Source organism: uncultured Pseudoalteromonas sp. (assembly GCF_963922945.1).
GTDB lineage: Bacteria > Pseudomonadota > Gammaproteobacteria > Enterobacterales > Alteromonadaceae > Pseudoalteromonas.
On the sequence record NZ_CAWUKC010000106.1, the window covers coordinates 1 to 11661 of the forward strand.

The window sequence follows — 11661 nt, forward strand, 5'->3', positions numbered from 1 at the left end:
CGCTTAGTGATGATATAGACTTTTCAGATGATAATCCCGAGACGTTAGATGTAACAGAGCAGCAGCAATATCTACCTGATGAGTTATTAGGAGATGAGCTTGATGGTGATGCAACAGGCATGCAGCCAAGTCAAGCTGAGCAAGACTTAGCAAATGCACTTGCAGGCAGTGAATTAGATAGCTTAGAAGACGATATTGATGATGAGTTACTCATTGATAATGATTTTTCAGAGCCAGAACTTGAGCCGAAGCATACCGATGATAACCACGATCAAATTCCATCATCATTTGATGAATTAACTGATGATGAAAGTGGGCTAGATTTATCGGAAAATACGGATGAAGATGAAGGCGTATTCGATGATGATTTATTGCAAAGCGTTGATGAGTTAGAAGATGAGCTTAATGCATTATTAGATGATCAAGTAACGCCGAGTGAGGAGCTTGACGAGTACCCTGAGTTAGAGCTTGATAATAATGACGAAATTGATCTGGATGATCAGCTTTCTTATATCCCGCAAGAGTTACAAGGTGATGAACTTGATGGGCAAGCAAGCGGTATGGCGCCTAGCCAAGCTGAGCAAGACTTAGCCAATGCACTTGCTGATAATACCGGTATTGATGCGTTAGATAGCGACTTAGATGATGAGCCGCTAATTGACGATGAGCTTGATGCGTCTTTAGAGCAAGAGATGTCTTTAAGTGAGGAGCAGGCAACGGACCGTGGGCAAGAACAGCCTGATTTTGACGATGCAATTTTAGAACAAGCACTTTCAAAAGACGTTGACGATGAAATAACAAATTCGCAATTAGAAGCTGAGCTAACTCAGGCTGCGGATGATCAAATCAATGAAGACGTTATAGCTGATGATCAGCTAGACGATGAGTTTATGGCTGACTTAACGCAAACCGATTTTGATGCGTTACTGAGTGAATTAGCTGAACCGGATGAGTTAAATTTAGAAGATAGCAGCGAATTTGATGTCGACTTTGATAGCCTATTAAATGAAGACCTAGATAGCGAAGTTGAAACGAATACGGTGCAAGAAGAGCCTTCGCAAAGTGATCCGCAAACTACCACCGATGACTTTGTTGATATTGACGCGCTACTTGAGCAAAGCGATGACTCAGTACTCGAGCACGAACCCTATGACGAGGTTAATATGGATGTAGGGTTAAGTGACTTTGATTCGTTGCTTGCAGGGGATAATCCTACCGATGTTGATTTAGAGAGCGGGGGATATTCGGCTAAGCTCGATCTGGCAAGAGCGTACATTGAAATTGACGACTTTGACTCTGCTTTGAAAGTCATTGAGGAAGTGATAGAAAGTGGTCCGGAAGATGTGCAAGAAGAAGCACAAAGCTTAAAAGCAAAACTAAAGTAATTTTTACACATTAGTTTAGCCGCAATAATATGTTTATTGCGGCTTTTTTGTAGGTATTTATCGGATCACCAGACACTGGCTTTTATTGCACCGCGAGATAGCATAAAATGCCCCGTTCATTAGCACAGTAGGTAAAGCAGTAATTATGCGAGTAGCACTTGGAGTTGAATACAACGGCGCACGTTATAGTGGGTGGCAACGACAATCACATGTAAATAGCGTACAACAAGAAGTAGAGACCGCGTTGTCGCGTATTTGTAATCACCCAGTTGAAATAGTATGCGCGGGCCGCACAGATGCAGGTGTGCATGGCACAGGGCAAGTCATCCATTTTGAGACTCACGCTCCGCGCGAAATGGTAGCCTTTACGATGGGAATGAATACACTACTTCCTAAAGATATAGCCATTCGTTTTGCACAGCCTGTAAACGAAGACTTTCATGCGCGTTTTAGCGCAACTGCTCGTCGTTACCGTTATGTTATTTATAATTACGCTTACAGAGGGGCGGTTATGAATGAAGGCGTTACGCATTTTCATCACCCTCTTGATGAAACAAAAATGCAAGAGGCATGTCAGTACTTAATTGGTGAGCATGACTTTACCTCTTTTAGAGCACTGCATTGCCAAGCTAATACTGCAAACAGAACGATTCATCATTTATCGGTACAGCGCCAAGGTGATTACGTTATTATTGATATTAAAGCGAACGCGTTTTTACACCATATGGTGCGCAATATTACCGGTTGTTTAATGGACATAGGTCTGCATAAACAGCAGCCTGTATGGTTAAAAGAACTATTAGATCTAAAAGAGCGCGCAAAAGCCAGTGCCACGGCAAAAGCTGCAGGGCTGTATTTAGTGGATGTAGATTACCCAGAACACTTTAATATTCCTAAAACACCGCTAGGGCCATTATTTTTGCCTGACTCGGATTGTTAGTGTTGAATTTATAAGCGTTTATATAACTACTAAGACCAGTTTTTTATACCGTGTTTGCGTAATTCATGTTTTAATTGAAAAAATCTGTCTGCTAGTTATTAGCAGACTCGCGACACAGAACAGCATTAAGAGAGTTGCAAATGAGTTGGTTAGAAAAAATCTTACCTAAAACGACTAAGTCTTCAGGTCGTAAAGAAATTCCAGAGGGCGTTTGGGCTAAATGTACAGCTTGCGATTCAATATTATATAAAGCTGAATTAGAAAAATCATTAAACGTATGTCCTAAATGTGACCATCACATGCGTGTGAGTGCGCGTAAGCGTTTAGAGCATTTTTTAGATGAAGGTGACCGCACAGAGCTAGGTACTGAGCACGAGCCTAAAGATGTATTAAAGTTTAAAGACTCTAAAAAATACTCAGACCGGATTAGCGCTGCACAAAAAGTAAGTGGCGAAAAAGACGCGTTAGTTGCAATGAAAGGGCGTTTAAAAGGGATCCCTGTTGCCGCGGTTGCTTTTGAATTCTCGTTTATGGGTGGCTCAATGGCATCTGTGGTTGGTGCACGCTTTGTGGATGCCGTAGACCAGTGTTTAGAGCACAACATGCCATTGGTATGTTTTTCAGCTTCTGGTGGTGCGCGTATGCAAGAAGCGCTTATGTCACTAATGCAAATGGCTAAAACCAGTGCTGCGCTTGCTAAAATGAGTGAAAAAGGCCTGCCATTCATATCGGTGATGACAGATCCAACTATGGGCGGTGTTTCAGCATCACTGGCGATGTTAGGTGATATTAATGTTGCTGAGCCAAAGGCCTTAATAGGTTTTGCTGGCCCGCGCGTGATTGAACAAACAGTACGTGAAACTCTACCAGAAGGTTTTCAGCGTAGTGAGTTCTTATTAGAACATGGTGCAATTGATATGATTGTTGACCGCCGTGAAATGCGCGACACCTTAGCACGCGTACTTGCTAAATTTATGAACTTGCCTTCTACTGAACAAGAGCATAGAGTAGCGTAAATTTCAGCTTTACTGATCAAACGCTATGACAAACACAATTCCTAGCCAATCATCAAGCCTTGATGATTGGCTTTGTTATTTAGAAAGTGTTCACCCTGCAAATATAGAGATGGGACTTGAACGCGTCGCTACTGTTGCAAATAACATTGGCTTATTAAATACCCCCAGCAAAATCATTCTTATTGGCGGCACAAACGGCAAAGGGACAACTGCACGTTGTTTAGAATCGTTATTACTCGCCCAAGGCTACAGTGTCGGTACGTATGCCTCACCTCATTTAATTAGGTATAACGAGCGAGTGCGCATAAATGGCCAAGAACTTGATGATCAATATCATGTTGATGCTTTTCACACTCTAGAGCAAGGCCGTGGTAGCACGGCACTGACGTATTTTGAATATGGCACGCTTGGGGCCTTAGCTATTTTTAAGCGCTGTGAAGTTGATTATGTACTGCTTGAGGTTGGCTTGGGTGGGCGCTTCGATGCCACCAATATTGTTACACCTTATGCCAGTGTCATCACCACCATAGACTTAGATCATAAAGAATACTTAGGCGATACTCGTGAGCTTGTTGCTTATGACAAAGCTGGTATTTTCCGTTCTAATACGCCGGCAATTATTGGTGATTTAAACATACCGCATACCATGACCGATTACGGTTCAGAAATAAAAGCCAACATGGTTATATCGGGCACTGATTTTATATTTAAAGAACACTCAACGAACTTTACATGGCAATTTAAAAATCATGACCTGTTGTTAGACAAACCAGCTATTCCAGCACAAAATGCCGCAACGGCTTTAACTACCTTAGCAGTGTTAGATTTATTACCAAGTAATGAGGTTGTTAAGGATTGCTTAGCAAACTTAATTGTAGAAGGGCGTTTTCAGCAACTTAGCTGTGCACCTTTGGTGTTTACAGATGTAGCGCATAACCCCGAATCTGCTCGTTATTTAGCACTTAAGCTTGCAAGCTATAAAGATAAAGGCTTTAAAATTCATGCATTAGTCGCTATGCTTGCTGATAAAGACAAAGCTGGTGTGCTCAAAGAGGTAAGCAATGTAGTTGATCAATGGTCACTTGCTAGTTTACATATACCACGTGGTGATAACGTTGAAAATATTGCTACAGCGTTGCAAGCTATACCACATAAAGGCACGCACGAGCGTTATCATAGTGTGCACGATGCACTTGATGTAATTATGCCAACACAGCAAAGCGACACGCTTTTAATCGTGTTTGGTTCATTTTTTACTGTTGCAGATGCTATAAACTACTTTAAAAAATAGAGAGAATGTCGGTGAACTCAGGTTTTATAAATCGTTTAGTCGGAACCAGTATAGTGGTGATCGCAGCAATTGTGTTTATTCCTAATATACTTGATGGCGAAAAGGTCCACTACAAAGAGGGCTTTAAAGCTATTCCTGAACGCTCTGAGTTTAAAACTATTGACCTTCAAGAGTCTATAGATGAAAAAGTAGCGCAAGCTGAGCCTTTAAAACAAGAGCCAATTGAAGATATCGCAGCTGATGACAACGTGCTGACAAGCCAAGAAAGCCAATACGCAGCAGAGCCTGAAATAGTCGAAGGAAAAATAAAACCTCAAACTACGCCAGAGCCTGTAGCAAAAGAGGCAGAGCCGGTAAAAACAAAACCTATTGCACCACGTAAAAGTGAGGAAAACCTTACTGATATGGCCTATGTTATTCAGCTAGGGAGCTTTTCGCATGCGGCTAACGTTAAAGCCTTACAAGCAAAGCTTAAAGCAAAAGGTTTTAAAACGTTTACAAAGCCAATCAAAACACCCAATGGCACATTAACTAAAGTGTTTGTTGGCCCATCCCTCAATAAGGGGGAACTGAGTAAAAAATTACCTGAGCTTAAAGCACTCACCAAGCTAAACGGTAAAGTCACCCAATACAAGGTTGCAAATTGATTTTTAAAGGTCTTACACAGTAAGGCCTTTTTTGTTTTCAACCCCAAAAAATGGCCAATAAATTGTTAAGTTTTTGTATGTACTAGTTGCTGGTAATCTCCCGCTTTAACTTGCATATTAACGAGGTTTGGGTATAGAATGCGCCCCAAAATAGCGACTAATTGGTTAATATGATCTGGGTTGATTACGCCATTCTTGGCATCATTGCACTGTCTACCATCATCGGTTTAATACGCGGCTTTGTTAAAGAAGCCATGTCATTAGCAGTTTGGGCTTGCGCATTTATCATCTCTAGTTTGTTTTACCACTATTTAGCTTCCTTCCTAACAAGTATTTCTGAACCCCTTTTAAGAAATGCGGCGGCCATTGCCATACTCTTCTTTGCGACGCTACTGTTAGGCGGTTTACTAAACTACATTTTAGGTGAGCTTGTACAGCGTACCGGTTTATCTGGCACCGATCGTGTCTTTGGCATTGTTTTTGGTGCATTACGAGGCGTGTTGGTCGTGAGCGCGTTACTCTTCTTTCTTGATGCTTTTACTGGTGCTCCAAACACGCACTGGTGGGGCAATTCTATTTTGATTCCAGAATTTGGCTTTGTTGTTGAATGGTTCTTTTCGTACCTAGAAAACAACTCGAGCTTTTTAAATTCAGTAAACCGTTAATCGGCGAGGATAAATTACATGTGTGGTATCGTTGGGATAGTCGGAACATCTCCTGTTAATCAGGCGATTTATGATGGCTTAACTGTTTTGCAGCACCGAGGTCAAGATGCCGCGGGCATCATCACCATTGAAAACAATACGTTTAGCTTACGCAAAGCAAATGGCCTAGTAAAGGATGTGTTTCACACCCGCCATATGAAACGACTACAAGGCACAATTGGTATTGGCCACGTACGTTACCCTACCGCAGGCTCGTCAAGTTCGTCTGAAGCGCAGCCGTTTTATGTTAACTCACCATTTGGTATTGCGCTTGCGCATAATGGTAACTTAACTAATGCTGAAACACTTAAGCAGCAACTATTTTCAGAAGCGCGTCGTCACGTTAACACAACGTCTGACTCAGAAATATTGCTTAATATCATGGCGCATGAGCTAAGTAAGTCTGACAAATTACATTTAGATGCTGAAGATATTTTCACCGCGGTAACTGAAGTAAATAGCAAGGTTACTGGTGGCTATGCTGCTATTGCAATGATTATTGGGCATGGCGTACTCGCTTTTCGTGACCCTAATGGTATTCGTCCGCTGGTATTTGGTAAGCGTGAAACACCTAAAGGCACTGAGTACATGTTTGCCTCAGAAAGTGTAGCGTTAAAGCCAGACGGCTTTGAGTTTGTACGTGACGTGGCGCCAGGCGAGGCAATTTACGTAACCGAAGATGGCCAATTTTATTCACAAAGCTGTGCAGAAAAAGCCTCTTACGCGCCGTGTATTTTTGAATTTGTGTATTTTGCACGCCCTGATTCAACCATTGACCGTATGTCGGTTTACGCTACGCGTGTAAATATGGGGACTAAACTAGGTGAAAAAATTGCGCGAGAGTGGAGCGAAAAAGACATTGACGTCGTTATTCCCATTCCAGAAACCTCATGCGATGTGGCATTAGAAATTGCGCGTGTCCTTGACTTACCTTACCGTCAAGGGTTTGTTAAAAATCGATACATTGGCCGCACATTTATTATGCCAGGCCAAGAAATGCGTAAAAAGTCAGTACGTCAAAAGTTAAACGCTATTGATCGTGAGTTTAAAGGCAAAAACGTATTACTGGTTGATGATTCAATTGTACGAGGTACAACTTCAGCACAAATTGTAGAAATGGCCCGTGAAGCCGGTGCAAAAAATGTTTATTTTGCCTCAGCAGCTCCCGAAATTCGTTTCCCTAACGTGTATGGTATTGATATGCCATCTGCCGCAGAGCTGATTGCTCATGGCCGCGAAGTTGAAGATATTAATCAAAGTATTAGTGCGGATGGCTTAATTTTTCAGTCGCTAAACGATTTAATTGCAGCAGTAAGCCAAGAAAACCCAGAAATAACTAAGTTTGAAACCTCAGTATTTGATGGGCAATACATCACTGGCGATATCAACCAAGATTATTTAAATCATATTGATCAATTACGTAACGACTCAGCTAAAAGTAACCGTGAAAATGCGATGTCGTCTGGTCTTGAGATACACAACCAAGCTGCCAACGAAGCAGATTAAATGTTAAGTAAATTAATGCACACATAAAAAAAGGAGCTAATTAGCTCCTTTTTTGCGAAGGAAAGAAAGGGAACACTTCATATCAAACAACGTGGTTGATTAGGTAAACATTGGACTTACAATGCCATTAGTCCAAAGTATTGCGGTTACAGCTAAAATTATTACCAATAAAATTAGCCCGCAAGTGACAACTGAGCTGGCATAAATAAAGCCACGCTCTTGGGGGATGTGCATGAGTATGGGGACACCTGTATAAAGTAAATAAACCGAGTAGGCAAGCGCTAGCATACCAACACACACCACAAACCACAGCTCAGGTAAAAAAGCGGCTAAGGCCGACATAAACACTGGTGTAGCAGTGTAAGCAGCAAGTTCTAAGGTTTGCGTAAATGTGGGCTTAGCGCCAAATGTAACAGCCATCCAATGTGCTAAATAGGCTAATGCAAATACACCAGCTATTAGCGCCCCATACATGGCCACTGCAATAAGTAATGCACTGTCATGGGTTAAAAATACTGGATTGCCAGCACCAATACTCCAACCTAAATACACCGATGAGTAATACCCCATTACCGATGGAAATAATGCAATCAGTAAAATATGCGACAGACTGTAAGTAAGGCTTTCATGGCGATTATCTATTGTTTGCCATTCTTCAAGCGGGTGAGCATAAATGCCCCATAGATGATTTAGTATCATAGCGAAACTCCATAAAGGAATGTATTACTGTTTGTTTATCCAAATAATGTTAGTGTGTTTTTTATACAGTATTTATATTTATGGCTTAGTTCATACTCAAAGTCAAGTTAACTGCCTATTAACATCTTTAGGTCTCTTTTAGCGTGTTTTATTGTTCATAAGTTTTCGTGTTAAAATAGCCTTTTAATTATTTGAAGAAACGAGCAGTCCTGTGCCACATAGCAAACTTTTAGCCCCTATTAATCATTTTTTATTGTGCGAAACCCCTAAGGAGTGGGTGAGTGAAGCAATAAAAAAAGAAAATTTATCGATTATTTTAATCGATCACTTAATTTGTGAGCTAAAAGCAGCACAAAGTGCCATGTTTTTAATTCGTAAGTACGCAGTAGATAAAGAAAGTGGCGATGCATTACTTGAATGGTTAAAACCCTTTGAAACACTAATTTATAAGCGAGAAGGTAATTGGCGCGATTTAGCAGCTAAAAATAAACTAACAAAATCTATTATTCCAAAGTCAAACTCACCTTATGGCCAAGACTTAGTAGATAAAATGGTTATGCTGATAAAAGAAGAATTACATCACTTTTATCAAGTGCTCGAAATAATGGACGAGTACGGGGTAGAGTATCGTAGTATTACACCATGTCGTTATGCAAAAGGGATGCTACGTAACGTTAAAACCTTTGAACCTAATGCACTGGTAGACAAGTTGATTGTAGGTGCTTACATTGAAGCACGCTCGTGTGAGCGTTTTGCAAAGCTTGCTCCGCATGTTGATAAGCGTCTGGGCGATTTTTATATTTCTCTATTGCGCTCTGAAGCGCGCCACTACCAAGATTATTTAACACTTGCACAAGAAATTGCGGACTTTGATATTACTGAACGAGTTGAGTTTTTTGGTAAAACTGAGGCAGATTTAATTATCAGTCCTGATGAAGATTTTAAATTTCACAGTGGCATACCTGCCTAGTCACAAACTAAATCAGTGATATGGAGCGCTACCAGCACATCGGCTAGTTAGGTGTGCTACTACTTTCTATAAAATCTATAAGTTCAAGGGCTTTGCTTTGTGTAAAGCCATGTTTTACTAAAACCTTTTTTGCAACGCCATTGTATAAAATACTCGAAAAACCGCGTTCGAGCGCATCTCTTTTATGTTTTGATTTAGGATCTGACTTTGGAAACATAATGTGCAGTTGATGGTGCTCTAAGTCGGGCGAAATATATTCAACGTGCGGTGCGCCTGGCTCATTAAGCTTTTCGGTGTTTTTTAGCCAATATTCACCCACTTCTTTGGTGCCCGCGACTAAATCTATTCGTCCTTTTTGTAACATATACAAACTATTGATAAGTCCACGCGTTGAGGTTACAGCAAGACCATTGCTTTCAGAAAAAGCCTCACTCACGGCGTAACCAGTGCCTTTACAAATGCTGTACGGGTATAAAGACTCTATACTGCCATCATAGTTTATTTGTCTGCCTTTGAGTTTAAATAGCCCAACATAGACGTTGGCAAGTGGGCGCGAATAATAAAAAAGCTCAGTACGCGGCTTTGTATAAAAAGCCCCCAATATGGCATCTTTTTTATTTATTTTGGTTAGCTTCAGTGCTCGGTTCCAACTGGTAAACTCTATATCGTTTTTAATGTTTTGATTAGCTAAGGCCGCCTTAGTTAATGCAGTAACCCACCCGTTATCCATCAAGCGCTCACCGATATAGGGAGGAGAGTTTTCGGCAACGAGCTGCCAATTTTCTGCGGCGTACCCTTTGGAAAAAATGCAACAAAGCAGTAAACAATAAATAGCTTTATTCATATATCCTTATCCTATTACCAAAAAGTACTTAAATAATAGTCAGGATTTGAGATTATGCGAGGGGGATATTTATAAGCTTTTGACCTTGTGGGGTAACTACTAAATATGAGCCTTGTGTATACCAATCACCCAGCACAGTTCGTGTTAGTGTTTGTTTACCCACAGTGTATGTGTGTACGTTAGGGCGATGAGTATGACCGTGTATCATGTTGCTCACATTATGCTTTGCAAACATTGCTAATACGGCATCATCTACTACGTCTAAAATCTCTATAGGTTTATCGGCTTGGCTTAATTTGCTTTTTTCTCTTGCGTTACGCGCTATTTTTTTTCTGTACCACAGCGGCATGGCTAACATTAATTTTGGCCACCACCAGCCCCGGCTTTTTTTACGAAACTTTTGATACTCTACATCTTGAGTACACATTTCATCACCGTGCAAAATAACCGTTGGTGTACCGTATAAATCTATAACTGCCTGCTCATTTAAAAGCGTCATTCCTGCAAGATTTGCGTATTGGTCCCGCATAATAAAATCACGATTACCATGTATAAAATACACCGGTGTCCCGACATCTTTTACGGCTTTTAAATGTTTTGCAACCTCACTGGCTAATGGTGTTACGTAGTCATCCCCAACCCATACTTCAAAAAAATCGCCTAAAATGTATAACGCATCTACTTTTTGCCCAATAATGTGCGTATTTATGAAGTGGTAAAAAGCCTCGCTAATATCAGGACGGTTTTCACTAAGGTGTAAATCAGCAATAAAGTATGTTTGAGAAGTCATAGAGGCATCTGGTTAGGTTAAATAAAGCGGGCTTGGTGCCCGCTTAATTACTCAGTGTATCAAAAAACGGTTAGCTTACAGTAACGTTTTCGATGATTACATTTTCAAGCGGCACGTCTTGGTGAAAACCAGCGCTGCCTGTTGCTACACCTTTAATTTTGTTTACTACGTCCATACCTTCAACAACTTCGGCAAATACACAGTAGCCCCAGCCTTGTGAAGTTTCGCTGCTGTGGTTTAAAAAGTCGTTGTCATTAACGTTTATAAAAAATTGAGCCGTTGCTGAATGTGGATCAGGCGTACGTGCCATTGCTAAGGTACCTACCTTATTAGATAGGCCGTTATTTGCTTCGTTTTGAATTGGATCATTAACTTCTTTTTGATCCATACCAGGTACAAACCCACCGCCTTGCACCATAAAGCCGTCAATTACACGGTGAAAAATAGTGCCGTTGTAAAAACCTGAGTTAGCGTACTCTAAAAAGTTTTTAACTGTGTTTGGAGCTTCTTGCTCAAACATTTTAATGGTGATGTCACCAAAATTAGTGTGTAGAACAACCATGTGGTTTCCTATATCTGGTTTAATTAGTTGCACTATTTTATCTTAGTTAATCAAGATAAACAAAGTGCTTGTTATCTACTCTTAAACTACCTAAAAATACTCAGTCATGTACTTTAAAAGGTATAATATCGAACTGTTATTTTGGCGGAGTATTTTGTGTAGATTTTATAATCTCAATGAATACCTAAATTGAAGTGTCCCTGATATAAAAAGCGCTAGAGCAGGGGCTTTTCAAGTGTTAACATAGCAGATTCAGCAAACAGTCAAGGACTTAAAATAAATGGTACAAATATACAACACACTAACG

General features: G+C 40.6%; 12 protein-coding genes. 8 read left to right on the plus strand and 4 right to left on the minus strand.

From position 1 onward, the window contains the following. The 7 genes from AABI99_RS16370 to purF all read left to right on the plus strand — a co-directional run. Nucleotides 1-1385: FimV/HubP family polar landmark protein (locus tag AABI99_RS16370; RefSeq protein WP_338367151.1), on the plus strand; the 1385-nt coding region annotated here is incomplete at its 5' end. A gap of 145 nt (nucleotides 1386-1530) precedes the next feature. Further along, nucleotides 1531-2325 (plus strand): tRNA pseudouridine(38-40) synthase TruA, encoded by a 795-nt coding sequence (gene truA / locus AABI99_RS16375; protein WP_338367152.1) that lies wholly within the window; start codon nucleotides 1531-1533, stop codon nucleotides 2323-2325. Nucleotides 2326-2465: 140 nt separating this feature from the next. Further along, a complete protein-coding gene (gene accD, locus AABI99_RS16380) occupies nucleotides 2466-3341 on the plus strand; it encodes an acetyl-CoA carboxylase, carboxyltransferase subunit beta (RefSeq protein ID WP_338367153.1) in 876 nt (291 codons plus the stop codon). Nucleotides 3342-3366: 25 nt separating this feature from the next. Beyond that, a complete protein-coding gene (gene folC, locus AABI99_RS16385) occupies nucleotides 3367-4632 on the plus strand; it encodes a bifunctional tetrahydrofolate synthase/dihydrofolate synthase (RefSeq protein ID WP_338367154.1) in 1266 nt (421 codons plus the stop codon). Between the two features lie 11 nt (nucleotides 4633-4643). Continuing rightward, nucleotides 4644-5279: an SPOR domain-containing protein gene (locus AABI99_RS16390; RefSeq protein ID WP_338367161.1), complete on the plus strand. Its 636-nt coding sequence runs from the start codon at nucleotides 4644-4646 to the stop codon at nucleotides 5277-5279. A 170-nt stretch (nucleotides 5280-5449) separates the two neighbouring features. Further along, nucleotides 5450-5944 (plus strand): CvpA family protein, encoded by a 495-nt coding sequence (locus AABI99_RS16395; RefSeq protein ID WP_064386048.1) that lies wholly within the window; start codon nucleotides 5450-5452, stop codon nucleotides 5942-5944. 18 nt (nucleotides 5945-5962) lie between these two features. Beyond that, nucleotides 5963-7489: an amidophosphoribosyltransferase gene (gene purF / locus AABI99_RS16400; RefSeq protein WP_338367155.1), complete on the plus strand. Its 1527-nt coding sequence runs from the start codon at nucleotides 5963-5965 to the stop codon at nucleotides 7487-7489. A 99-nt stretch (nucleotides 7490-7588) separates the two neighbouring features. Here the strand turns inward: purF and AABI99_RS16405 are convergent, their stop codons facing one another. Then, on the minus strand, nucleotides 7589-8188 hold the full coding sequence (locus AABI99_RS16405; protein ID WP_338367156.1) for a Yip1 family protein: 600 nt from the start codon (nucleotides 8186-8188) through the stop codon (nucleotides 7589-7591). 211 nt (nucleotides 8189-8399) lie between these two features. Here AABI99_RS16405 and miaE point away from each other — a divergent pair, with 211 nt between their 5' ends. Next, on the plus strand, nucleotides 8400-9158 hold the full coding sequence (gene miaE, locus AABI99_RS16410) for a tRNA isopentenyl-2-thiomethyl-A-37 hydroxylase MiaE (RefSeq protein ID WP_338367157.1): 759 nt from the start codon (nucleotides 8400-8402) through the stop codon (nucleotides 9156-9158). Nucleotides 9159-9201: 43 nt separating this feature from the next. Here the strand turns inward: miaE and AABI99_RS16415 are convergent, their stop codons facing one another. From AABI99_RS16415 to AABI99_RS16425, 3 genes are all read right to left on the minus strand, one after another. Beyond that, nucleotides 9202-10002, minus strand: a complete 801-nt coding sequence (locus tag AABI99_RS16415; protein WP_338367158.1) for a transporter substrate-binding domain-containing protein — start codon at nucleotides 10000-10002, stop codon at nucleotides 9202-9204. 52 nt (nucleotides 10003-10054) lie between these two features. Next, nucleotides 10055-10792 carry a UDP-2,3-diacylglucosamine diphosphatase gene (locus AABI99_RS16420; protein WP_338367159.1) on the minus strand — a complete coding sequence of 246 codons (738 nt, stop codon included), beginning with the start codon at nucleotides 10790-10792 and terminating at the stop codon, nucleotides 10055-10057. Between the two features lie 70 nt (nucleotides 10793-10862). Continuing rightward, the gene (locus AABI99_RS16425; RefSeq protein ID WP_338367160.1) at nucleotides 10863-11354 is read right to left on the minus strand and encodes a peptidylprolyl isomerase; all 492 of its coding nucleotides are present in this window, start codon (nucleotides 11352-11354) and stop codon (nucleotides 10863-10865) included. Between the last annotated feature and the right edge of the window lie 307 nt (nucleotides 11355-11661).